At 39.1% G+C, this 23,030-nt stretch carries 25 protein-coding genes; 24 read left to right on the forward strand and 1 reads right to left on the reverse strand.

Annotation, left to right across the window (positions count from 1 at the left end; genetic code table 11):
- The first annotated feature begins 1 nt into the window (after window position 1).
- The 6 genes from OZX76_RS04300 (at window position 2) to mreD (ending at window position 5,135) form a co-directional block, all read left to right on the forward strand.
- Complete coding sequence (locus OZX76_RS04300; protein WP_277181273.1) at window positions 2–1,279, forward strand: folylpolyglutamate synthase/dihydrofolate synthase family protein; 1,278 nt, start codon at window positions 2–4, stop codon at window positions 1,277–1,279.
- A complete protein-coding gene (locus tag OZX76_RS04305) occupies window positions 1,260–1,940 on the forward strand; it encodes an HAD family phosphatase (protein WP_277181275.1) in 681 nt (226 codons plus the stop codon). Before OZX76_RS04300 ends, OZX76_RS04305 begins: the two co-directional genes overlap by 20 nt.
- A gap of 35 nt (window positions 1,941–1,975) precedes the next feature.
- A complete protein-coding gene (locus OZX76_RS04310; protein ID WP_277181277.1) occupies window positions 1,976–2,599 on the forward strand; it encodes a JAB domain-containing protein in 624 nt (207 codons plus the stop codon).
- Between the two features lie 97 nt (window positions 2,600–2,696).
- Window positions 2,697–3,701: a rod shape-determining protein gene (locus OZX76_RS04315; RefSeq protein WP_277144893.1), complete on the forward strand. Its 1,005-nt coding sequence runs from the start codon at window positions 2,697–2,699 to the stop codon at window positions 3,699–3,701.
- A 49-nt stretch (window positions 3,702–3,750) separates the two neighbouring features.
- Window positions 3,751–4,602, forward strand: coding sequence for a rod shape-determining protein MreC (gene mreC / locus OZX76_RS04320; RefSeq protein WP_277181279.1), 852 nt, complete (start codon window positions 3,751–3,753; stop codon window positions 4,600–4,602).
- Entirely contained in the window at window positions 4,602–5,135 is a 534-nt protein-coding gene (gene mreD / locus OZX76_RS04325) for a rod shape-determining protein MreD (RefSeq protein ID WP_277181281.1), read from the forward strand. Before mreC ends, mreD begins: the two co-directional genes overlap by 1 nt.
- A 32-nt stretch (window positions 5,136–5,167) precedes the next feature.
- Here mreD and OZX76_RS04330 read toward each other — a convergent pair whose 3' ends face one another.
- Window positions 5,168–5,305 (reverse strand): DUF4044 domain-containing protein, encoded by a 138-nt coding sequence (locus tag OZX76_RS04330; RefSeq protein ID WP_277132575.1) that lies wholly within the window; start codon window positions 5,303–5,305, stop codon window positions 5,168–5,170.
- Between the two features lie 92 nt (window positions 5,306–5,397).
- On the opposite strand from OZX76_RS04330, the gene OZX76_RS04335 reads away from it, so the two are divergent.
- From OZX76_RS04335 to OZX76_RS04420, 18 genes are all read left to right on the forward strand, one after another.
- Window positions 5,398–5,724 (forward strand): DUF3397 domain-containing protein, encoded by a 327-nt coding sequence (locus OZX76_RS04335; protein ID WP_277132576.1) that lies wholly within the window; start codon window positions 5,398–5,400, stop codon window positions 5,722–5,724.
- A gap of 171 nt (window positions 5,725–5,895) precedes the next feature.
- On the forward strand, window positions 5,896–6,327 hold the full coding sequence (mraZ, locus tag OZX76_RS04340; protein ID WP_277132578.1) for a division/cell wall cluster transcriptional repressor MraZ: 432 nt from the start codon (window positions 5,896–5,898) through the stop codon (window positions 6,325–6,327).
- A gap of 3 nt (window positions 6,328–6,330) precedes the next feature.
- Window positions 6,331–7,278: a 16S rRNA (cytosine(1402)-N(4))-methyltransferase RsmH gene (gene rsmH, locus OZX76_RS04345; RefSeq protein WP_277132580.1), complete on the forward strand. Its 948-nt coding sequence runs from the start codon at window positions 6,331–6,333 to the stop codon at window positions 7,276–7,278.
- 12 nt (window positions 7,279–7,290) lie between these two features.
- The gene (gene ftsL / locus OZX76_RS04350) at window positions 7,291–7,653 is read left to right on the forward strand and encodes a cell division protein FtsL (protein ID WP_277132582.1); all 363 of its coding nucleotides are present in this window, start codon (window positions 7,291–7,293) and stop codon (window positions 7,651–7,653) included.
- Window positions 7,653–9,818 (forward strand): penicillin-binding protein, encoded by a 2,166-nt coding sequence (locus OZX76_RS04355; RefSeq protein WP_277132583.1) that lies wholly within the window; start codon window positions 7,653–7,655, stop codon window positions 9,816–9,818. Before ftsL ends, OZX76_RS04355 begins: the two co-directional genes overlap by 1 nt.
- A 7-nt stretch (window positions 9,819–9,825) precedes the next feature.
- The gene (gene mraY, locus OZX76_RS04360; RefSeq protein ID WP_277132585.1) at window positions 9,826–10,788 is read left to right on the forward strand and encodes a phospho-N-acetylmuramoyl-pentapeptide-transferase; all 963 of its coding nucleotides are present in this window, start codon (window positions 9,826–9,828) and stop codon (window positions 10,786–10,788) included.
- A gap of 10 nt (window positions 10,789–10,798) precedes the next feature.
- Complete coding sequence (gene murD / locus OZX76_RS04365) at window positions 10,799–12,178, forward strand: UDP-N-acetylmuramoyl-L-alanine--D-glutamate ligase (protein ID WP_277132587.1); 1,380 nt, start codon at window positions 10,799–10,801, stop codon at window positions 12,176–12,178.
- A 1-nt stretch (window position 12,179) separates the two neighbouring features.
- On the forward strand, window positions 12,180–13,286 hold the full coding sequence (murG, locus tag OZX76_RS04370; protein ID WP_277132589.1) for an undecaprenyldiphospho-muramoylpentapeptide beta-N-acetylglucosaminyltransferase: 1,107 nt from the start codon (window positions 12,180–12,182) through the stop codon (window positions 13,284–13,286).
- Between the two features lie 21 nt (window positions 13,287–13,307).
- The gene (locus tag OZX76_RS04375) at window positions 13,308–14,162 is read left to right on the forward strand and encodes an FtsQ-type POTRA domain-containing protein (RefSeq protein WP_277132592.1); all 855 of its coding nucleotides are present in this window, start codon (window positions 13,308–13,310) and stop codon (window positions 14,160–14,162) included.
- 56 nt (window positions 14,163–14,218) lie between these two features.
- Window positions 14,219–15,580: a cell division protein FtsA gene (gene ftsA, locus OZX76_RS04380; protein WP_277181284.1), complete on the forward strand. Its 1,362-nt coding sequence runs from the start codon at window positions 14,219–14,221 to the stop codon at window positions 15,578–15,580.
- A 15-nt stretch (window positions 15,581–15,595) separates the two neighbouring features.
- Window positions 15,596–16,918: a cell division protein FtsZ gene (gene ftsZ / locus OZX76_RS04385; RefSeq protein ID WP_277181285.1), complete on the forward strand. Its 1,323-nt coding sequence runs from the start codon at window positions 15,596–15,598 to the stop codon at window positions 16,916–16,918.
- Window positions 16,919–16,933: 15 nt separating this feature from the next.
- A complete protein-coding gene (gene sepF / locus OZX76_RS04390; RefSeq protein WP_277181287.1) occupies window positions 16,934–17,374 on the forward strand; it encodes a cell division protein SepF in 441 nt (146 codons plus the stop codon).
- Window positions 17,374–17,679 carry a YggT family protein gene (locus tag OZX76_RS04395; RefSeq protein WP_277181289.1) on the forward strand — a complete coding sequence of 102 codons (306 nt, stop codon included), beginning with the start codon at window positions 17,374–17,376 and terminating at the stop codon, window positions 17,677–17,679. Before sepF ends, OZX76_RS04395 begins: the two co-directional genes overlap by 1 nt.
- The gene (locus tag OZX76_RS04400; RefSeq protein ID WP_277181291.1) at window positions 17,676–18,485 is read left to right on the forward strand and encodes a YlmH/Sll1252 family protein; all 810 of its coding nucleotides are present in this window, start codon (window positions 17,676–17,678) and stop codon (window positions 18,483–18,485) included. Before OZX76_RS04395 ends, OZX76_RS04400 begins: the two co-directional genes overlap by 4 nt.
- Complete coding sequence (locus OZX76_RS04405; RefSeq protein ID WP_277181293.1) at window positions 18,452–19,228, forward strand: DivIVA domain-containing protein; 777 nt, start codon at window positions 18,452–18,454, stop codon at window positions 19,226–19,228. The genes OZX76_RS04400 and OZX76_RS04405 overlap by 34 nt, the downstream gene beginning before the upstream one ends.
- 226 nt (window positions 19,229–19,454) lie before the next feature.
- A complete protein-coding gene (ileS, locus tag OZX76_RS04410; protein WP_277181296.1) occupies window positions 19,455–22,244 on the forward strand; it encodes an isoleucine--tRNA ligase in 2,790 nt (929 codons plus the stop codon).
- Window positions 22,244–22,465 (forward strand): cold shock domain-containing protein, encoded by a 222-nt coding sequence (locus tag OZX76_RS04415; RefSeq protein WP_277144928.1) that lies wholly within the window; start codon window positions 22,244–22,246, stop codon window positions 22,463–22,465. Before ileS ends, OZX76_RS04415 begins: the two co-directional genes overlap by 1 nt.
- Window positions 22,466–23,029: an NUDIX hydrolase gene (locus tag OZX76_RS04420; protein WP_277181298.1), complete on the forward strand. Its 564-nt coding sequence runs from the start codon at window positions 22,466–22,468 to the stop codon at window positions 23,027–23,029. It begins immediately after the preceding gene.
- Window position 23,030: the final 1 nt, after the last annotated feature.

Below are 23,030 nucleotides of genomic sequence, written 5' to 3' on the forward strand. Positions count from 1 at the left end.
TGTGATTTTTACCAAAGCGCAAGATGTGGTATCTTATTTATATTCATTATCCAAATTTCATGCAAAAGGTGACCTGACTTTTATTAAGCGGGTCTTAGCAGAATTGGATAATCCTCAAGATAAAGTTAAGATGCTTCACGTTACGGGCACCAATGGTAAAGGTTCTACTTCGTATTATTTAAGTAATTTATTGCAAAAGGCTGGTCAAAAGACTGGCCTTTTTGTCTCACCGTACGTTTTTGCGTTTGGTGAGCGGATCCAATTAGATGGTCAAAATATTAGCGATCCTGATTTGGTAGCAACTGCTAACCAAATTGAACAGGCTTTACAAAAAATCAGGCAAACAGACCCTGAATTTGGCTTAGTTACTTTTGAATATGAAGCAGTCATGGCTTTTATCTATTTTGCCCAAAAAAAGTGTGACTATGCAGTGATTGAGGTGGGCATCGGTGGTACGCATGATTCCACAAACGTAATTAGTCCTGAGGTTAGTGTCATTACAACCATTGGCCTTGACCATGAAAAAATTATTGGCCCCACAATCCAAGATATTGCTCGGGAAAAGAGCGGCATCATTAAATATCGGCGGCCAATAGTTTTAGGCAACGTACCACAGACAGTTTTACCGATTATTAAAGAAAAAGCTGAGCAGGAACAGGCTCCCGTATTTCAATTAGGTAATGACTTTACGGTAAAAAGAGCCTTGCAAACAAGTTATCGGGATGAAAGAAGAACAGTGACTTTTGCCATTAGACCCGAAGTTGAGGGTTATGATCTTGCTGTTGCGATTCGCGCCTTTAGTACCCTTAATTTGCCGCTCAGTGATGAAAAGATTGAGGAAGCGATTAATCACACGGTAATTCCGGGTCGTTATCAGATTTTGCAGGATCAACCGCTAATTATTTTAGATGGGGCACATAATATCCAAGCAATGCAAAATTTGCTCAATTTTGTTCACGACCAGCAGGCAAGACGCCGCGGCAAAGTACGGGTGCTAATCACAATGATGAAAGACAAGGATTTAACAGAAGTCTTTTCGCTATTTCAAGAGTCAGATCAAATCGAACTGACGACAATTGCTTATCCGCGAGCTGCTAAAAGGGTAGATTTTCCCTCTATAGTGCAAGCAAAGTATCCGTATGATGCAAGCTGGCAAGTTGCCTTTACGCAGTTAAAGCAAGATAGTCAGCCAAATGATATACTGCTAGTAACGGGGTCATTTTACCTTGTCGGAGAAGTTTTGCAATTGGAGGCCACAAATGCACGTTCAAGGCATTGATGAAGAAATCAAGGGAATACTGTTTGACATGGATGGGCTGCTCGTTAATTCCGAGAATTTATACTGGCAGGCTAATATTCAGGCTTCAAAAGAAGCTCATTTGGGTACGCCCGATGATACTTATTTGAAGCTAGTTGGTTCGACAACCAAGGAAATGCGTTCGTTTTATGAGCGATATTTTAAAACTGAAGAAGAACGTATACGCTTTATTGAGCGAACCAACGAATTGGTGGAGCAGTGGATTGCGGCAGGTAAGCTTGAGCTTAGGCCCGGTGTCCAGCAGGCACTCGATAAATTTTATAGCCTTGATTTGCCCCTAGCCATTGTTTCCAGTAATTATGAAAAGGGCATTGAACAGGAAATGTGGGCGACTGGCATTCGAAATTACTTTCAGTTTCATTTAAATTATGATGATGTAAAAGAGCATCACCTAAAGGCTAAACCAGCGCCAGACATTTATCTATGGGCTGCACAAAAAATAAATATTCCTAAGCAAAATTTACTGGTCTTTGAGGATTCCTCAACTGGAGTCGCTGCAGCTGCTAACGCCGGACTTAAGTGTGTAATGATTCCGGATTTGTTGCCACCAACTGACCAGGACCAAAAAAATGCGGCATTAATTTGTCATGATTTTAATGAATTCCTAAAAAGAATTAAGTGATTTTTGCGTAATAAATAGTGAAGGGAGTGATTTGAATGGAAATCATCAAGTCCAATCACTATTTAGTAAACACCGATATTGAATTATTAGGAAACTTATTTAATCAACTGCGAGCACATGGCATCAGCGACTTAACAAAGGTCGAAGCAAAATTAGCACAATTGCAAATTGCTAGCTTTAATGACCTAGTTAAACATTTTTCGGGTCCCAATTGTGATTCGCAGCTAGCAGTTGTTGGTGAAGAATTAATTGACCGTTTGCGGACTGCAGTTCCCGATCGTGAAGCTGTCCTGACTTCAAGTAATGAAGTTGGCACATATTTAGCTGACAAACTAGCTGGTCATAAACAAGAAGAATTATGGGCAATCTATATTGATAATAGTAACCATATTATTGCCGAAAAGTGCTTGTTTAAGGGGACAATTGATAAGTCGGTTGCTCATCCGCGGGAAATTTTCCGTTGGGCCTTGATTTATGCGTGTGCAGGGATATTTGTTGTTCATAATCATCCTAGTGGCCACTTGACTCCATCGCAGAGTGATCTTAAGCTAACCCGTATGCTTAAAGGGGCTGCAGATATGTTACAGATTGATTTTTTAGATCATTTTATTGTTGGCAAAAACCAATTTTTAAGTATGCGTGAGCACGAATTGTTTTAAAATCATCTTAAACTTGCTGCGGAATTCTTTTTTAAACAGTGCTTTGTGCTATAATTATTCAAGATTTAAAGACTGCAATAATTAAGGAGAGATTTTTGTGTTTGGATTTGGAGCAAAAAATATTGGTATCGATTTAGGAACGGCCAATACACTTGTTTATATGGAAGGTAAGGGGATTGTCCTTAGAGAACCTTCTGTTGTAGCAAAGAACACCCGCACTGGTAAAGTGATCGCAGTTGGTTCAGAAGCCAGAGAAATGATTGGGAGAACACCCGCTACGATCGTTGCAATTAGGCCGATGAAAGACGGCGTAATTGCTGATTATGATACAACTGCATCAATGCTAAAGTATTTTATTGATAAGACTGTTGGTAACTCGAAGCCATCGGCAATGATTTGTGTACCATCAGGCGTCACTGAAGTAGAAAAGCGTGCGGTTATTGATGCTGCACGTGTTGCTGGTTCTCGCGAAGCTTATGTTATTGAAGAACCATTTGCTGCAGCAATCGGTGCTGGTCTTCCAGTAATGGATCCAACTGGTTCAATGGTTGTTGATATTGGTGGTGGTACAACTGATGTTGCCACGATTTCACTTGGTGGGATTGTTTCATCAACTTCTATTCGTCAAGCCGGAGATAAGTTTAATTCCGCAATTGTTAATTACGTTCATTCTAACTTTAATTTGTTGATTGGGGAAAGAACTGCTGAAGATATTAAGATTCAGATTGGTTCTGCTTCAGTTGAAAAGGCAAAGGATATTGAATCCGTAAATATTCGCGGGCGTGACTTAGTAACTGGTTTGCCGAAGTCAGTTGATGTTAAAGCAGTTGATGTTGCTAAGGCAATTCAAGATGTCGTTCAAGATATTATTATTGCGATTAAAGAAACTTTAGAACAAACTTCTCCTGAAATTGCAGCCGATGTAATTGATCATGGTATTGTGTTAACTGGTGGTGGTGCTTTGCTTAAGAATCTTCCAGATGTTATTTCGGAAGCTACTAAAGTGCCAGTATTTATCGCACAAGATCCACTTGACTGTGTCGCAATTGGTACCGGTGAGTCACTTAAAAATATTGAATTAATGCGTAGAAGTCGCAAATAATACTGAGGCCGGCTGTTTTTGCCGGCTTTTCTTTTAGGAACAATCCCATATGAAAAAATTTCTACAGAACAAAAAATTATTAACGGTATGTGTTGTTATTATTGTCATTTTTTCTGTGTTGGGGACCAGTGTTCATTTGCGCAATAAACGTAATACGCCGCTAATCATTCAGAGCTTAGGCAATGATGTTGTCGCAGTCGGCACAAGAGTGGTTGATTTTCCAATCAGTTTTGTGTCTGGCGGCCTCAGCACCGTTAATGAACTGCTGAATACACAGAATGAAAATAATTATTTAAAGAGCAAAGTAACTGATTTACAGCAAACCAAAGCTCGTAATGAAACCTTGGAAGCCGAGAACAAGCAATTAAAGTCAGCTTTAAAGATTAAGGCAACACTATCTGATTACGACCTGATTAATGCATCAGTTATTTCACGTTCACCTGATAGTTGGACGGACTTATTGGTAATTAATAAGGGAACCACTTCTGGTTTACGTAAAAACATGGCCGTGATGAGCGGTGGTGGTGTCATTGGTAGGATTGTCGAAGTTAGTGCTGCATCATCTAAAGTTGAATTAATTACAACTAGCGATAAGGCTGCTAACCGGTTTGCAGTTGAAGCAACAGCGACAAATGGTAAGAAGGTTCATGGAATTATTACTGTAATTGGTAATAGTACACTGGCCTTCACACAAGCCCTTGATAGCAACAAGTTAAAGCAGGGAACGCAAATTTATACCAGCGGCATGGGTGGTAATTCGCCTAAAGGATTGCTTGTTGGCTCGATTGCGCGGACAACTCATGATTCCTTTGGCTTATCGGATTTAATTAAAATTAATCCAGCAGGTGAACTGAATGATCCATCTGTCGTAACAGTTATCAGGAGAAAGGTGGAAGACTAATGCGGTCTTTACGCAAGTTTATTTTGGCTTTTGTCTTGTATGTCGCTTTGGTACTTGATGGCAGTTTGGCACTCTTTTTGCATCAATTTATGGCGCTGGGGAATGCAGCATGCTTAATTATGCCAATTGGAATAATGTTAATTGCCTTATTTGATGATTTAAATAATAAGGAGATTTGGTTAGCCATCGGGGCTGGTATTGTCGCCGATATTTATTTCTTCGGAATTATTGGTGCTTATACGGTTATTTTGCCAATCGTAACGTGGCTGTTGCAGAAGTCAGCGCGGTTTCTTCCGGAAGTATTCTGGGCAAGAATACTAGCTGTTTTACTGGCCATTGTTATTGTGTGCTGCTACAACTGGTTAATCTTGAGCGTTGTTGGCATAATTGATGTTCCAATTAAGGCAATGCTAGTTAGTTTATTGCCAACATTGGCTTGGTCGTTGGTCTTTGCAATTTTATCGTATCCAATTTGGGGGCGGCTAGCTAGTAGTCATCCATTTATGGTTAACTTAGATAATTATCAACACTAAAAAAGCGCGAGAATTTTCTCACGCTTTTATTTTTAACCAAATGTACCGTTATTAACTAATACCATTGCTACTTGAGCAATAATTGCCGCTAAAGTGATGAATGCCATCAGCCATGCCATCACGATAGTTAACTTTTGAAATCCTGATTTCTTTTTCTTTCTCCGTGCCATTAATTGACCTCCTTGTTTGAACAATATTTTATTCTTATTAGGAGTTTTTTTCAATTGCGTAGTAAGATAAAATAAGTAATGGAGGAATTATCATGCTATTTGTCTTTTTATTACCACTTGTCGGCCTCGTTCTAGCGTTTTTGCTCAATAAATTTTGGCCAAAGGCAAAATTTCGTGGTTATGACGTCTTGCCTTTCTTTTTAATCTGGGCTTGTTACTTAATCACAGCTGTCGAAAGAAGACCTGATTTTTTGCCCTATGGCTTTTTTGTCTTCTTCTTCTTAGTAATTATCGTTGCTGTCAGTGATGCAATCAAAAATAAAAATATTTCACTTGGCAAAACGTTGTATCGGCTGTGGAACTATTTAACGGTTTGTTCTATTTTTTGGTACATTGGCTTATTGGTGATGATGATCTAATCCCCACTGTTTTTATAAAATAATCTGTCAAGAAAAAGGCTAAAACTCAACTGAATTTGGCCTTTTTTTACTTAAAAATAATTTAATCATTAAATAAAGTACCTTTTTTAGGGAAACTGTGGTAGAAAGTGGTGAAATGTGGTAAATTATTCATTGGAAGGGGGCTAAACCATGTTCATGGGCGAATATCACCACAATCTTGACAGCAAAGGGCGGTTAATTATCCCTGCTCGTTTGCGAGAACAGATTGGTGATAAGATGGTATTTACCCGCGGAATGGAAGGCTGTATTTTCGGCTATACCACCGAGGCATGGCAGAAAATTGAAGCTAAGTTAGCGCAACTTCCGTTGACTAAGAGAAACGCGCGTAGTTTTACGCGTTTGTTTTACTCTGGTGCGATGGAATGCGAATTCGACAAGCAGGGGCGCGTCAATCTGACCACAACATTGAAGAAGCATGCTAACCTGACAAAAGAATGTGTCATTATTGGGGTTTCTGACCGAATTGAAATTTGGGCTAAGGAGCGTTGGGAAAGCTTCAGTGATGAAGCAAACGAAAACTATGATGACATTGCTGAAGATTTGGACGATATTGAACTATAAATTATGGAATTCAAACACACCAGTGTACTCTTACACGAAACAATAGATAATTTAAAACCAAAAAACGATGGTCTATACGTAGATGCTACTTTTGGCGGTGGTGGACACGCAAGATATTTGTTAAGTAAGCTTGAACGAGGAACATTGATTGGTTTTGACCAAGATGAATACGCAATAAAATCGGCTAAGTTGAACTTTGCTGATTTATTGCAGGCTGACAGTAATCCTAAGTTAGAGTTAGTTCATGACAATTTTAGTCATTTGCAGAAGAATCTGGTTGAGCTAGGTTATACAGATGGCATTGACGGAATTTACTATGATTTGGGCGTTTCTTCACCTCAGTTTGATCAGGCAGGACGTGGCTTTTCGTACCGCTTTGATGCTCGGTTAGATATGAGGATGGATCAAAGCCAGACTCTTGATGCTTATCAATTAGTGAACAACTCAAGTCAAAAGGACTTGGCAGCTATTTTGTACAAATATGGCGATGAAAAGTTTTCACGTCAAATTGCCCGTAAAATCGTTGAAAGAAGGCAGATTAAGCCAGTTGAAACGACGTTTGAACTGGTTGATCTGATTAAGGAAGCAATTCCTGCATATGCAAGACGAACGGGAGGACATCCAGCGAAGAAAACTTTTCAGGCACTGCGAGTGGCTGTTAATCATGAGCTTGATGTCCTTAGAGAATCTCTTGAGGAAGCTATCGAACTTTTACGACCTAATGGTAGAATTAGCGTGATTACCTTTCAGTCTGACGAAGACAAGATTGTTAAGAATATCTTCAAAAAGTATTCTGAGGTTGAGGTGCCACGTGGGATGCCAATGATACCAGACAGTATGAGGCCAATGCTTCGTTTGGTTAATCGTAAACCGATTGTTGCTTCTGCTGAAGAGTTAGATAACAATAATCGCTCACACAGTGCAAAATTGCGAGTTGCGGAAAAATTGTAAAGAGGAAAAAAGATGGCTGATAATTTAGCGAGAAAAATAGAGTTTAATCCTAATAAGCAAACGGAAACCGAAACTCATCAGCGATTGGTTCTTGACCATCGTCGCGTTACTTGGTCTGCTTTCGAAAAATCTTTGCTTGTATTAGGAGCCTTAATAACTTTGGGTTTAATGACCCTGTTAGTTTCTTCTAGTATTTCTGCTACTTCAGCTCAGCATGAACTCACCAACGTGGAACAGTCTGTTGCTAAAAAACAGAGTCAAGTTAGTGACTTACATCAAGAAATAGGTGAGTTAACCTCAAGTGCGCGCATGAATAAGATTGCCCGCAGCAAAGGGTTAACTTTAATTGAAAAGAATATTAGGACTATTCACTAATGAAAAGACGCATTAGTAATTTAAATGTACAAAAATCCAAAGCACACAGCTACCGCTTCACAGTAGGGAGATTTCTCCAAGTAGCTGTAGCTTTGGTTTTTCTTGTATTTACAGGTAGATTTTTATATATTGGTATCTCTCAGAAAGTTAGTGGTGAGAATTTAAGCCAGCGCACGGAGCAACTTTATAAGCGCAATGAGGTGCTGAAGGCTAATCGTGGGACAATTTATGACCGTAACGGCTTGGTAGTTGCTCAGGACTCACATTTATATACTGTGTATGCCATCTTGGATAAATCTTCCATCAATTATCACAATAAACCTGAATATGTGGTTAATAAAGAAGAAACTGCTGAGAAATTAGCTAAGGTCTTGCCACTTTCAGCAGATAAAATTTTGCATTACTTAAATCCTGCTCGTACGGCCTTTCAAGTACAGTTTGGAGCTACTGGTAGTAATTTAACTAAAGAAGAAAAAAGTAAAATTGAGCAGATGAAGTTGCCGGGGATTAAGTTCTTTGAAACGCCTGCACGATTATATCCGAACGGCAACTTCGCCTCACACGTTGTTGGGATTGCCACGCCTGAATATAATAAGAAAGCAAATTCGGAAAATTTGACGGGTACAATGGGACTAGAAGCTTGGTATGATAAGCTCTTGACGGGTAAAGATGGTTACCGTATTTCATCAGTTGATGCATCTAACTATCAAACGCCCAATAACACACAGAATTATCAAGCTCCCAAAAATGGTGATAACCTTTATCTAACAATTGATTCGCAACTGCAAGATTATTTGGAAAATCGGCTAACCTATGTGCAAAGGACCTATAACCCAGTTTCGATGACGGCAGTTGTTGAAGATATGAAAACGGGTAAGGTACTGGCAGCGTCTCAGAGACCAACGTTTAATCCGCAGACTAAAAAGGGGATGTCCAAGTCGTATCGGGATATTTTAGTTCAGGATGTCTATGAACCCGGCTCTGTTTTTAAAGTCTTAACTTTGTCGGCTTCAGTTAATAGTGGTAATTTCCATCCAAATCAATATTATAATTCTGGCTCGGTCACTGTTAGTGGCTCGACAATTCATGACTGGCAGACTTCTGGATGGGGCAGTATTCCGTTTTCCCAGGCTTTTCCGCGATCAAGTAATACCGGTTTTGTTCATATTGAGCAGCAGATGGGCGCTAAGACTTGGCGTAAATACTTGCGCAAGTTTCATATTGGTAAAAAAACTGGCGTCACCTTGCCCGGAGAGCAAGTGGGACTGCTAGCTTTCAAGTCGCCGATTGATCAAGCAGTAACTAGTTTTGGTCAGGGTGTTAACGTTAATGTTATGCAAATGATACAGGCGTTTAGCAGCTTGGCCAATGATGGTCAGATGGTTAAGCCGCAGTTTGTCGAAAAAGTAACGGATCCCGATGGCAAAACAATTACTGGCTATCAAATTAAAAATGTTGGCCAGCCGGTATATTCTGCAGCGACGGCGCAAACAGTTTTGGCTAATATGCGGCGCGTCTTGAATAAGCGCATTGGTACGGGTTATGCCTATAAGATGAGCAACGCAAGTATTGCCGTTAAAACAGGAACGGCCCAGATTGCTAATCCTAAAGGCGGTGGCTACTTAAAAGGAGACAGCAACTATGTCTTTTCAGTGGTTGGTGTAACTCCAGCTAAGCACCCGCGTTACTGCATTTATATCACCATGAAGCAGCCACGACGGATGGTAAAGCCAGCAGAAACTATTCTGTCATCAATTTTCAAGCCAATGATGAGACAAACCATTTTAATGGCAAAAAACGCTCAAGATGATTCGACTGTCGTCAAAGTTCCTAATTTAAAGGGTTTAACTTATTCTGCCGCTGAGCAAAAAGTGCAACAGATTGGGTTACGAATTGTTAAGATTGGCACAGGTAATAAAATTATCTCTCAGTCGTATGCTAGGGGGCAAAAAAAGCAGTCAGGTCAGCGAATGTTTGTTTTGACTTCTGGTAAGATTATCTGCCCAGATATGAAAAACTGGACACTTGATGACTTGCATCAATTTGCAGACCTAACTGGTGTTAAGCTGAAAGTTGTCGGCAGCGGCGTTGTCAAGCGGCAAAGCATACCACCAAAGACCAAACTTAAGTCAAAGACCAAAATTGTAATTAATTTAAAGGAGTAAACACAATATGCTCATTATTAGCATCATTGCATTAGTTAGTTCATTAGTTTTAACGGCAATCTTTTTGCCGTGGATGATTATTTTTATGCGTTCGCATCATGAGGGGCAAGAAATTCGTGATGAGGGACCCAAATGGCACCAAAAAAAGTCTGGCACCCCAACAATGGGTGGTGTTATTTTCGTTTTAGCAGCAGCGATTTCCTCTGTATGGGTTTCTGCTTGGCAGCATAATATTAACAAAACCATTTGGATTTTGGTGATTAGTCTTCTGGGATACGGGATTATCGGCTTTCTGGATGATGGGATTAAGCTCTTTTATAAACGGAATTTAGGTTTACGAGCTTGGCAAAAGTTATTACTGCAAATTTTGATTGCAGTAGTTATTGTGGGAATTGCGATCACTGACAACTTTAAATTTAATTTGTTTATCCCATTCTTTGGCGTAATTAGTAGTGTGCTTTTGTTTACGCTGTTTATCATTTTTTGGTTAGTTGGGTTCTCAAATGCAGTTAATCTTTCAGATGGCCTTGATGGCCTAGCAACAGGTCTTTCAATTGTCGCCTACGGAACATATGCTTATTTGGCTTTTAAGCAAAATAACTTTGCTATTTTAATTTTTTGTATGAGCGTGATTGGCGGTTTAATTTCGTTCTTCATTTTTAATCATAAGCCTGCTAAAATCTTTATGGGTGATGCTGGGTCACTTGCTTTAGGTGGGGGACTTGCAGCCGTCAGCGTCTTCTTAAATCGGCCGTGGTCACTGCTTTTAATCGGTATTGTGTTTGTATGTGAAACTGCAAGTGTTATTTTACAGGTGATTTCATTTCAAACAACTGGCAAGCGGATTTTTAAGATGACACCAATCCACCATCATTTTGAAATGCTGGGCTGGTCGGAATGGAAGGTTGATATTGTCTTCTGGTTAGTTGGATTGATTGGTAGTATGTTGTATTTAGTAATCTGGGGTTAAGATAGTAAAAATGAAACAGATTGACACTTATAAGAATAAGAATATTTTGGTTTTAGGGCTGGGAAAGAGCGGTTTTGCAGTAAGTACGTTATTGCTTAAACTTGGTGCAAAGCTGACTTTGAATGATAAGGCCGATTTAACGCAAAATGAACACGCACAGGAATTGGAGAAGATGGGAGTTCGGGTAATTGGCGGACACCATCCAACCGAATTATTTGACCAAGAACACTTTGATTATTTGGTTAAAAATCCGGGTATTCCTTACGAAAACCCAATGGTGCAAAAGGCAACTGAATTAAAAGTGCCAATTATTACCGAGCCTGAAATTGCATTAAGCGTTAGTGAAGCACCGTACGTTTGTGTTACTGGATCAAATGGTAAAACAACAACTGTGATGTTAACACAACAAATTTTGGATAATCATTTGGCTAAAAGTGGCCATCATGCCTATGCTGTAGGTAATATTGGTGTTCCGATTTCTAAAGTAGTCACTACGGCAACTAAGAATGATATTCTTGTAGTTGAAATTTCTAGCTTCCAATTACTGGGAGTAACCGATATTAATCCGCGAGTTGCAGCAATCGTTGATATTTATCATAATGTTCACCTCGATTATCATAAAACTTTTGCCAATTACGTTAATGCCAAGTTGAACGTGACAAGAACTCAGTCTGCAGATAATTACTTTATTGCTAACCTGGATCAAAAAGAGATTTTGACTCAAGAACAAGCTGCTACAAAAGCTCGAATTCAAACTTTCTCAGAAACTGATCGAACTGCTGATTATTTTATTGCGGATGGCTATTTGCAAAGTCAATCAGAAAAGATTATTAAAACTAGTGCAATGAAATTGCCGGGGATTCACAATCAACAAAATGCCTTAGTTGCAATTGCGATTAGTAAGTTGATGGGAGCAGATGACGAAGATATTCAAGCGGTTCTAACTACTTTTACTGGTGCAAAGCACCGTTTGCAATATGTTATGACCCTTGATAACCGTAAAATTTACAATGATTCCAAGTCAACTAATATTGAAGCAGCAACTGTAGCAATTCCATCATTTACTGAGCCTGAAGTGTTAATTGCTGGTGGTCTTGACCGTGGCTTTACCTTTGATTCCTTAGTGCCGCTATTTAAAAAGCACGTTAAAGCAATCGTGCTTTATGGTGAAACGCGCTATTTATTGGCTGATGCTGCTCGTAAAGCTGGAATTAAGCAAATTGTAATTGAAAACACGTTGCAAGAAGCAGTGCCTAAGGCATACGAACTGACTGCTGCTGGAGATGTTTTGTTGTTTTCACCTGCATGTGCTTCATGGGATCAGTTTAAGACCTTTGAAGATCGTGGTAATTACTTTGTAAAGTTTGTTAAGGATTTAAAGACAAAATAAAATGAGAATTATTTTTACTGGTGGTGGCACTGGCGGCCATATTTATCCAATTATGGCAATTATTGAGCGCTTAAAACAGCGGCAATTGGCGACAAATGATGAAATCTTGTTTGTCGGTACTAAACGTGGCTTGGAATCTAAAATTGTTCCAGCAGCTGGAGTTAAGTTTACAACTATTGAAATTCAGGGTTTTAACCGCAAGCATTTGTTAAAAAATTTCAGTACCATTAATATGTTTGTTAAGGCAACTAAATCTGCTAAAAAGATTTTACAGGAATTTAAGCCGGATATTGTCTTGGGAACTGGTGGTTATGTTAGTGGCGCAATTGTCTATGAAGCTGCCAAGATGGGCATTCCGACAATGATTCACGAATCAAATTCGGTCGTCGGCGTTGCCAACAAGTTTTTAGGGCATTATGTGGACAAGATTTGTTACACCTTTGATGATGCCGCTAACCAATTTTCAGAAAAGAAAAAACTGGTTAAAACAGGCAATCCGCGTTCACAACAAGTTTTAGGTTTGAATGAGAGACATATTAATTTAGAAGCTGAATGGAACTTTAATCCTAAAATTCCAACTGTGCTTGTGTTTGGCGGCTCACGTGGTGCTTTGGCAATTAATCGGGTGATGTTGCAGTCGATATTAAAACTGAAAAATAAACCATATCAAATTGTTTGGGCAACGGGCAATTTGTATTATGATAAAGTGCAGGAGAAGCTGCAGGGAATCGATTATGGTACTAACATTAAAATCTTGCCGTATATCAAGGATATGCCTGCAGTATTACCTGAAATGACTTGTGTGATTTCACGTTCTGGTGCTACCAGTATTGCGGAATTTACCGCATTGGGTGTTCCCGCAATTTTAATCCCTAGTCCTAATGTAACTCATAATCACCAAATGAAAAATGCAACTGATTTAGAAAAAGCGGGTGCGGCATTAGTAATTGCAGAAAAGGATTTAAATCCTAATAGTTTCATTTCTTCAATCGATCATATTTTACTTGACACAAAATATGCAAATGAAATGAGCAAATCATCTAAGCAATTAGGCGTACCTGATGCTTCTGATCAGGTAATCAAAGTGATGCAAGCAATTGCTAAATAATAGGTAAGGGAGGCGAAGCGGATGTCAAAAAAACGGGTAACCAAGATTGATCCTAACGAAAAATTAGCACATTATCTGGATCATCGGGCTGACCAAAACAGGCATCAGCACCATAAAAATAAGGTTTCTGCCTCGCTTAATCACTTACACAGTGAGCGTAAATCAGCATTAGTTAGACGCTTAGGCTTGATTATTGGTATTGCTTTGGTGGCAATTATTGGTTTAGGTTATTATATTTCTCCTCTAGCTGATGTTAGAAGTGTTCAGGTTCAAGGCAGTGATGACTTACCAGTTAAAGAAGTGGTTGCAACATCAGGAATTAAGGCTAGTGGTAAGGTTTGTGATTATCTACTTAAACAGTCGGTAATTAGTCAAAAGTTAGCCAATAAATATACAGAAGTTAAAAATGCTCGGATTACGATCCAAAATTTTAATCACCTAATTATCCATATCAATGAATTTAAAACAATTAGTTATATTAAAACGGATAATAGGTACCGTAAAATTCTTTCACATGGTAAACTAGGTACAAGGCTCTTACCATGGAACATGGTGGATCATGATAAGCCGATTTTTGTAGGTTATAGTCATAAAGTTTCTTTAAAACAGGATCTTTCGTTATTTAATAGTTTACCCGACGATTTTCAGGAACAAATTAAGTTATTAAGTGGTAATACTAGACGTAAATCTCAGGTTATTTTTGTAATGAAGGATGGCAATGTAATTACCGGCAATATTTCTACTCTCAAAGATAAAATAAAGTACTATAATAAAATCAAATCTAAAGTAAAGAAGAATAGTTTAATTGATTTAGAAGTAGGGGTTTTTAGTAGACCGCTAACAGCAAGTGAGAAGAAGGCTTATGGCATATCGTAAACTTGATTAGCATTTTATTAAGAATTTACTAGTTGAGCATCGATGGGGGGTTAATTTTGGACAATTCAAATTTATTAGTAGGCCTTGATATAGGTACTACAAGCGTGAAGGCAGTAGTCGCCGATTCCGGTAAAGTGATTGGCGCGGTTGCAATTCCTAACAAGGGGATGCGGCATGGTAATATCGTTGATATTGATGAGACAGCAAGTGCGATTAGTCGTGCACTGAAAGAAATTGCCGATAAGACAAATGCGCGGATTTATAGCGTGGTTACGGGAATTCCTGTAGGCCTTTTGCAACTTGAAACAGCCAGTGATCTGATTAATGTTAGTGATAATGGTCAAGAAGTTGGTAATAGCGACGTTAAGCGTGTTTTACGGGCTGCAGTCAAATCTGCAGTTAAAAATGAACGGGAGCCAATAGCGTTTTTACCGAGTCGATTTTTAATTGATGGAAAAACCGAAGTTGATGACCCCCGGAAGATGATTGCGCATTCCCTTGCAGTTCAAGGAATTTTGCTGACGGCTCCAGCTAGTCCATTGCATAATATTAAAAAAGCAATTGAACGTGCTGGCTACCAGAACAATTTCTTTGTGCCAACCCCTCTGGCTATTGCAAGTGTTGCTCTTGACGAAAGTGAACGTACTTTTGGATCAATTATCCTTGACTTAGGCGGCGGTGTGACTACCGCGACTGTTATTCATGACGGTCAAATTAAGTATGCAAACATTGATTTTGAAGGCGGCAGTGATATTAGCAATGATATTTCGGTTGTCCTTAGTACTTCCAAAAAGGATGCAGAGCAGATTAAACTCGATTATGGCTATGCTGATCCGGAATTAGCTTCAGAAAAAGACAAGTTTGCAGTTAACAGTGTTGGCACTGATGGTCAGCAAATGGTTGATGAGGTGTACTTGAGTAATATTATTAACGCTCGTTTAATGCAAACAATTGGGCGAATTGGTAAAGGTTTAGCTAAGCATGATGCATTAAAATTACCGGGTGGGATTATTATCACCGGTGGTAACAGTTTGCTTCAAGGAATTGATAACATCGTTGCTAATACTTTAAAGGTGAAAACACGGATTTATCAGCCTGATCAGATTGGTATGCGCAATCCTGTATATTCTGCAGCCTATGGTATTGTTAACTACTCGTATAAAATGTCTGATATTGATTTTTTGGTTATCAGTGCAATTTATGGTAAGAGTCTCGTTGGTCAAACTGACGATGAGCCCAAGCGGGAGAATGTAAAAAAATCGCAAAGACCGACGACTGCTAGTGAAACCAAAGTAAAAGAAGAATATAATAGACATGAGTTGCGAAAACAAGATAAAACAGCGCAGCACAAACAAACAAATAATAATCAAAATAAAAATAAAGGCATTAAGAACTTCTTGAAAAAGTTCTTTGATTAAAGGTGGTTAATTTAGATGGATTTTACGTTCGATTCAGACGACAATAAAAATGCTGTCATCAAAGTAATTGGTGTCGGCGGTGCAGGTGGCAACGCTGTCAATCGAATGATTGATGATGGCGTGCAAGGAGTTTCCTTTGTTGCTGCAAACACAGATGTTCAGGCGCTTAACAGTAATAAAGCAGAAACCAAAATTCAGTTAGGGCCTAAATTGACTAGAGGACTGGGTGCTGGCTCGCATCCAGAAGTTGGTCAAAAGGCAGCTGAAGAAAGTGAACAAACAATTGAGGATGCCCTTAAAGGTGCTGATATGATCTTTATCACTGCCGGAATGGGTGGTGGTACCGGTACTGGTGCCGCTCCAATTGTTGCTAAGATTGCCCGTGAAACTGGCGCTTTGACTGTTGGGGTAGTAACCCGCCCATTCACTTTTGAAGGCCCTAAACGTTCTAAGAACGCAACTGAAGGTATTGCTCAATTAAAGCAATATGTTGATACATTAGTTATTATCGCTAATAATCGCTTACTTGAAATGGTTGATAAAAAGACACCAATGATGGATGCCTTTAAAGAAGCCGACAATGTCTTAAAGCAGGGCGTTCAGGGTATTTCTGATTTGATTACCTCAACTGACTATGTTAACTTGGACTTCGCTGACGTTAAGACAGTGATGGCTAACCAAGGTGCTGCTTTGATGGGAATTGGCCGTGCTAGTGGCGAAAACAGAACGGTTGAAGCTACTAAATTAGCAATTTCCTCACCACTACTTGAAGTTTCGATTGATGGTGCTAAGCAAGTATTGTTAAACATTACTGGTGGTCCAGACTTAACATTGTTTGAAGCTCAGGATGCTTCCGAAATTGTATCTAAGGCAGCTGGCGACGATGTTAACATTATCTTTGGTACATCGATTAACCCTAACTTGGGTGATGAAGTTGTCGTAACTGTAATTGCAACTGGAATTAGTTCTCAAGCTGAAGAAGAAGCTTCTAAGCAGCTTCCAGGTCGCAGTCATCAAGTTAAACCACAACAGCAGGTAAGTGATGTTACTCGTGAAAAGGCAAAACTGCAAAACCAACAAGTAAATCGTGAACAGGCTGCAGAACAAACACAGGTTAAATCTGCCCCAAAACATGAACCGATGGTTGATCCAACTAGTGTTTGGGGATTGAATAATGACAGTCACGAAACAAGACGATCAACACCAAATATTAGCCAAAATGATGGTTTTGATTCATTTGATGATGATGATCAGAGCAGTATTTCACAAATTGAAACTAGTGCCCAAGATGATGATACTGATGATATTCCATTTTTTAGGCACCGTAGTGAGAACTAATAGGAGGCAAAAGAATTGGCTTTTAGTAAAATAGGTAAATTTTTCGGCATTTCTGATGAAGACGATGACATGCTTGATGGTGAAGAATATCTTGATGATCAAGAAATTGGCAACGACACTATTCCAGCCAATACGATTGATCATGATAAGGTGGTTTCGATTAAGTCAGGGATGAATGCTGCTAAAAGTAAAATTGTCCTCTATGAGCCACGAGTTTATTCTGATGCTAAGGATGTCGCCCAAAATTTGCTGAATAACAAGGCAGTAATCATTAATTTTAGTAGAATGGAAGATACATCTGCTAGACGAATTGTTGATTTTATCACAGGAACGGTATATGCTCTTAATGGTGAAATTCAACGCATTGGTGATAAAATATTTTTAGCAACACCGCCTAAGTTTGTCACTAATGGGAAAATTAGTGAATTAGTTGATAAGAAAGATAACTTAAGTTAATGCTCACAATAATTTCTTATATTTTAAGTGTAATCAACTGGCTGATTTGGCTTTACAGCATCATTATGGTGATTGATGCAATCATGAGTTGGGTACCGTTCTTACGGGATTCAGCTGTTGGTAGAATTCTTAATCGCATAATTGATCCTTACCTGAATATTTTTCGTAAGGGGCCAGTTCAAAGATTATCTTACGCAACTGGGTTAGATTTGTCTTTCCTATTAGGATTATTAGTTCTTTATTTCGTGCAGGATTACGCTCTTAATTGGTTAGCTAACATTCTCTTTCGGGTGCTAGGCTTATGATGAAAAGACAGGCAAGCAGCTTTTACCCACACTTTGATTCGGAAGAAAAGTCGACTGTTGACAAAATGGTCGGCTTTTTTAATCAAGTTATTTTTAAGCACGAGGCAATTCTAACGAACTTTTTAGATCCAGCACAAAGGGATATTTTAAAAACGGTCACTGGTGGTGACTTGTTGGTGCAGGAATTTGGTGGTTACACCGATGCGGAGAAAAAGCGCGTTTATTTAAGTGAAGATTGGGTCAATTTAATGCCTGCAGATTATCAGGTAACGGCTTGTGAAATTCATTATCCTAGTAAATTTACCCAGTTAACTCATAGTTCAATTTTAGGAACATTGGCTAATTCTGGTGTTGAGACAGATAGTTTTGGGGATATTATTACTGATGGCGCTGGTAAATGGCAGTTTTTTGTAAAAAGTGAACTGCTCGACTTTTTTACGCAGCAGATTGACCGCATTGGGCGCACGCAGGTTAAGGTACGTTCAGTTTCACCAAAAGAAATTTTAGTGCCAGAAGATGATAGTCAAATTGTTTCGCTAATTGTTGCTTCGCTTAGAATTGACGCGGTTTTAGCTGGTATTAGTAAGAATAGTCGGGGGCAATTAAAAGACGCAATTAATGCTAATTTGGTAAAATTAAATTGGCATGGAGTGAAGGATTCTAATATAATAGTAAAAGTAGGTGATGTTCTCAGCTTAAGGCACTTTGGAAGAAGTCAAGTTATGGACATTACAACAACTAAAAAAGGTAAATATAGGGTGGTGCTAAAACTGTGGCAGACAAAAAAACACAAGCAAAAAGATTAACGCCAATGGACATTCATAATCAAGAATTTAAAAAGCGTGGACTTAACGGTTATGATCGCCGAGAAGTCGACAGTTTTTTAGATCAGGTTGTTGATGATTATGGTGATGCTTTAGATCAAACGGTTGATTTAAAAAATAATATTATTAGCTTAAAGGATCAAGTTGCAAACTTGCAAACGCAGATTGACCAATATCAGCAGACTAAAGAGGAGGCTGAGCAGGCAGTTGTTCGTGCGCAAGAGCAAGCACAAAAAATTATTCAAAATGCTACGCAACAGGCAGCAATTAATACTGATTATGAAAAGCAGCAGCAAAGAACCATTAATAATGATTATGAACGGCTAAAGAAAGAGATAGCTGGTTATCGCAATCATCTTCAAGATTTGTTGCAAACAGCGATTGATAATTTAAGTGACGAAAAATGGCAAAAGGCGCTTGATAAATATTTTTCAACGGAGCGCTTTTACCCGCCAGATGGCTCAGAACCAATAACTTTGGTCGATGATGACGAAGATATGGAAGACGATGAAGAGCTAGATGAGCTTGACAATGATGATGAAGATGACGTAAACTTTGAGGAAGACATTGAAGAGGATCAGGATCTAGATGATTCGGACCAACCACAGCCAATGACTGGTGATAGTCCGAGTCATGAAACTGTTAATCCGCAAACGTCTAATTTATCAGATAATGGATCTGGACCAACAATTGTTTTTCCAGATGATTATAAAGATCATAATTAATAATAGACCGGCAGTAAAACTTGCAGGCAATTCAGCGAATTAGCGTTGGTGGGAGGCTAATGTAAGAGCTTAATAGTTGATCAGCTGCCTTATTTGGTCTATTTACGTCGATTGTACGATACGCAATACATAAGTGGAGCTTAGCAGCTCAATTTAGGTGGTACCACGATGATAAACCTCGCCCTAATTTAGGACGAGGTCTTTTTTTACAGAAAGGAATCTAACAATGAGAGTAAAAGATACACTCAACTTGGGTAAGACGAAATTTAAGATGCGGGGAAATCTTCCAGTTCGCGAAGCTCAATGGCAGAAAGAATGGGAAGAAAATAAATTATATGAACAAAGATTGAAGTTAAATGAGGGCAAACCTCGCTTTGACTTACACGATGGTCCTCCATTTGCCAATGGTAATATTCACATGGGTCACGCAATGAACAAGGTTTCGAAAGATATTATTGTTCGTTATAAGAATATGGACGGCTATTATGCACCATACGTTCCAGGTTGGGATACTCATGGGTTGCCAATTGAACAACAATTAGCTAAGCAGGGAATCGACCGCAAAACAATGGATCGGGCAGAATACCGTAAACTTTGTGAAGAATTTGCTAGAAAAGAAATTAAAAAGCAAATGGAAGACTTTAAGCGTCTAGGAGTTATGGGTGATTGGGATCACCCATATATTACGCTGCAGCCTGAATATGAAGCCGAAGAAATTCGCGTCTTTGGTAAAATGTACGAAAAAGGTTACATTTACAAGGGCAAGAAGCCAGTTTACTGGTCACCATCAAGTGAATCCACCTTGGCTGAAGCCGAAGTTGAATATCACGATATTAAATCACCAGCAATTTACGTTGCTTTTCCTGTTAAAGATGGTAAAGGTATTTTAGCTGAAAAAGATACGTATTTTGTAATTTGGACAACTACGCCATGGACAATTCCTTCAAACTTAGGGATTATTGTTAATCCTAAATTTGATTATTCCGTTGTTCAGGTTGGTGCTAAGCGTTATGTTATTGGTACCGATCGCTTAGAAGCGGTTGCTAAAGACCTAGGATGGGAAGACTACAAGGTTGTACAGCACATGCAGGGTACTGAAATGGAATACATGGTAGCTAAGCACCCACTGTATGACCAAGACTCCTTGTTGATGAATGCACTTTATGTTACTGCCAGTGATGGTACCGGACTAGTTCATAGTGCGCCTGGTTTTGGTGAAGATGACTATAATGTTGGTCAAAAATATGGCTTACCAGTGTTTAGCCCAATGGATAACAAGGGCTGCTTCACTTCAGAAATTCCTGATCCTGATTTGGTAGGGATGTTCTATGATGACGCTAATAAAGTTGTTAGTGAAAAGCTGAAGAAATCTGGTAATTTACTTAAGTTAAGTTTCTTTACGCACTCATATCCACACGACTGGCGGACTAAGAAGCCGGTTATTTATCGGGCAACAACTCAATGGTTTGCTTCAATTAAAAAGTGTCGTGAACAAATCCTTGAACAAATTGATCAAGTCAACTTCACACCTTCTTGGGGTAAGTTACGTTTGCACAATATGATTAAGGACCGTGGTGACTGGGTAATTTCACGTCAACGGGCGTGGGGCGTGCCATTGCCAATTTTCTACGCTGAAGATGATACACCAATTGTTACTCCAGAAACGATTGAGCATATCGCCCAAATCTTTGCCAAGGAAGGTTCAAATGCTTGGTACACGCACACTGCTAAGGAATTGCTTCCAGAGGGATTTACTTCAGAACATTCACCAAATGGCGAATTCAGAAAAGAAACTGACATTCTGGATGTTTGGTTTGATTCTGGGTCATCACATCAAGCAGTTATGGCTCACCGTAAAGATTTGCGTTTCCCAGCTGACCTTTACCTTGAAGGTAGTGACCAATATCGTGGTTGGTTTAACTCAAGTTTAATTACAGCTGTTGCAGCAACTGGTCAAGCTCCTTACAAGGAAATTTTATCGCAAGGATTTGTTCTTGATGATAAAGGCCATAAGATGTCGAAGTCTTTGGGTAACGTTATTTCTCCAAATGATGTAATTAAGCAAATGGGGGCCGAAATTATTCGCCTGTGGGTTGCTTCAGTTGATACAACTTCTGATGTTGCTGTTTCTCAAGATATTTTGCGTCAAACTTCTGAAAGTTACCGTAAAATTAGAAACACATTTCGTTACATGCTTGCCAACACTAGCGACTTTGATCCAAGTAATAACCGTGTAGCCTACAAGGATATGAATTCAATTGACCAATACATGGAAGTTAGATTGAATGACTTGGTTAAGGAATGTCTTGACAGTTACGATAGATATGACTTTAATAATGTTTATAAAAAGGTCTTTGCCTTTATTTCTAATGATTTGTCAGCTTTTTATCTGGACTTTGCCAAGGATGTTTTGTACATTGAGAGTGAAGATGGTCTTGCAAGAAGATCAATGCAAACAGTGATTTATGATGCTGCCGTTAAATTGGCTAAAATTTTAACGCCGATTTTGCCACACACAATGGAAGAAATCTGGTCATTCTTAAAAGAGCCGGAAAACTACATTCAACTTGCAAATATGCCAGAAGTTGAGGACTTTGCTAACCGTGAAGAATTGCTCGATAACTGGAAACACTTTATGCATCTGCGCGATGATGTTTTAAAGGCATTGGAAGAAGCACGGGATAGAAAGTTAATTGGTAAGTCATTTGAAGCTGCCGTTACTATTTACCCAACTGAAGAAACTAAAACGGTTCTTAATGAATTGAATGCTAATTTCAGACAGATTCTGATTGTTTCTAAGTTGACAGTTGCCGATGGCGAAGCACCAGATGCAGCTGAACAACTGCCAAATGCGGCGATTGTTGTTGAACATGCAGCAGGAGAAGTTTGTCCACGTTGCCGGATGATTAAGACAGATATTGGTAGCGATACTGATCTGCCTTTGCTCTGTGCACGGTGTGCAGCGATTGTTAAAGAAGACCATCCTGAAGCAGTTCAAGAAGGATTAGAAGAATAATGCGCTTAGGAACAGTAAAACAATTTGATCATGACAGCAGTTTTGGCTTTATTGAGGATGACGAAAACCATAAGTCGTACTTTGTATTTTATACAGCGATTAAAGAGGAGGGCTATCGCCGTCTTCAAGTCGGTCAAAAGGTTAAGTACCAACTTGCGCAAGGTAAAAATGGGTTACAATGTGTCAATGTATATTTAGCTGATACGCAAGAAAGTGAGTAAATGGATTTAATAGAAACTGAAATTTCTTCAAAGCAAATTTTTAAGGGGCGAATTGTCGATCTTGCTGTTAGAACAATTAAATTGCCTAATGGTGCTAGTGCAACTCGCGAAGTAGTCAATCATCAACCAGCTGCAGCTGTGATTGCGGTTAATAGCAAGCAAGAAATGTTGCTGGTTGAACAATGGCGTGAACCAATTAAAGAATTGACGTTGGAGATTCCAGCTGGGTTAATCGATGAAACTGACGCAAGTCCACTTGATGCGATGAAGCGTGAACTCAACGAAGAGGGCGGCTATCGTGCTGATTATTGGGAAAAAGTTGCTGAATTTTATTCATCACCCGGTTTTACTAATGAAAAATTGCATTTATTTTATTGTGATACATTAACTAAGTTAACCGACAAACGGCCGCTTGATATGGACGAATTTTTAACCAGTCATTGGTATAATTTAGCTGATTTAAAGCAGTTGTCTGCTCAAGGTAAAATTGTTGATGCTAAAACCTTGTATGCAATGAGCGTGTGGGAAAACATGCTGCTAACAGGTGAAAAAGCAAAGGAATAAT

The sequence above is a fragment of the Lactobacillus sp. ESL0677 genome (assembly GCF_029392875.1).
Classification (GTDB): Bacteria; Bacillota; Bacilli; order Lactobacillales; family Lactobacillaceae; genus Lactobacillus.

Bases quoted from the DNA above. Each gene is read 5' to 3' on its own strand.
- OZX76_RS04305 (WP_277181275.1), top strand. From the start codon at position 1,260: ATGCACGTTCAAGGCATTGATGAAGAAATCAAGGGAATACTGTTTGAC.
- OZX76_RS04310 (WP_277181277.1), top strand. From the start codon at position 1,976: ATGGAAATCATCAAGTCCAATCACTATTTAGTAAACACCGATATTGAA.
- mreC (WP_277181279.1), top strand. From the start codon at position 3,751: ATGAAAAAATTTCTACAGAACAAAAAATTATTAACGGTATGTGTTGTT.
- mreD (WP_277181281.1), top strand. From the start codon at position 4,602: ATGCGGTCTTTACGCAAGTTTATTTTGGCTTTTGTCTTGTATGTCGCT.
- OZX76_RS04330 (WP_277132575.1), bottom strand. From the start codon at position 5,305: ATGGCACGGAGAAAGAAAAAGAAATCAGGATTTCAAAAGTTAACTATC.
- OZX76_RS04335 (WP_277132576.1), top strand. From the start codon at position 5,398: ATGCTATTTGTCTTTTTATTACCACTTGTCGGCCTCGTTCTAGCGTTT.
- mraZ (WP_277132578.1), top strand. From the start codon at position 5,896: ATGTTCATGGGCGAATATCACCACAATCTTGACAGCAAAGGGCGGTTA.
- rsmH (WP_277132580.1), top strand. From the start codon at position 6,331: ATGGAATTCAAACACACCAGTGTACTCTTACACGAAACAATAGATAAT.
- ftsL (WP_277132582.1), top strand. From the start codon at position 7,291: ATGGCTGATAATTTAGCGAGAAAAATAGAGTTTAATCCTAATAAGCAA.
- OZX76_RS04355 (WP_277132583.1), top strand. From the start codon at position 7,653: ATGAAAAGACGCATTAGTAATTTAAATGTACAAAAATCCAAAGCACAC.
- mraY (WP_277132585.1), top strand. From the start codon at position 9,826: ATGCTCATTATTAGCATCATTGCATTAGTTAGTTCATTAGTTTTAACG.
- murD (WP_277132587.1), top strand. From the start codon at position 10,799: ATGAAACAGATTGACACTTATAAGAATAAGAATATTTTGGTTTTAGGG.
- murG (WP_277132589.1), top strand. From the start codon at position 12,180: ATGAGAATTATTTTTACTGGTGGTGGCACTGGCGGCCATATTTATCCA.
- OZX76_RS04375 (WP_277132592.1), top strand. From the start codon at position 13,308: ATGTCAAAAAAACGGGTAACCAAGATTGATCCTAACGAAAAATTAGCA.
- ftsZ (WP_277181285.1), top strand. From the start codon at position 15,596: ATGGATTTTACGTTCGATTCAGACGACAATAAAAATGCTGTCATCAAA.
- OZX76_RS04395 (WP_277181289.1), top strand. From the start codon at position 17,374: ATGCTCACAATAATTTCTTATATTTTAAGTGTAATCAACTGGCTGATT.
- OZX76_RS04400 (WP_277181291.1), top strand. From the start codon at position 17,676: ATGATGAAAAGACAGGCAAGCAGCTTTTACCCACACTTTGATTCGGAA.
- ileS (WP_277181296.1), top strand. From the start codon at position 19,455: ATGAGAGTAAAAGATACACTCAACTTGGGTAAGACGAAATTTAAGATG.
- OZX76_RS04415 (WP_277144928.1), top strand. From the start codon at position 22,244: ATGCGCTTAGGAACAGTAAAACAATTTGATCATGACAGCAGTTTTGGC.
- OZX76_RS04420 (WP_277181298.1), top strand. From the start codon at position 22,466: ATGGATTTAATAGAAACTGAAATTTCTTCAAAGCAAATTTTTAAGGGG.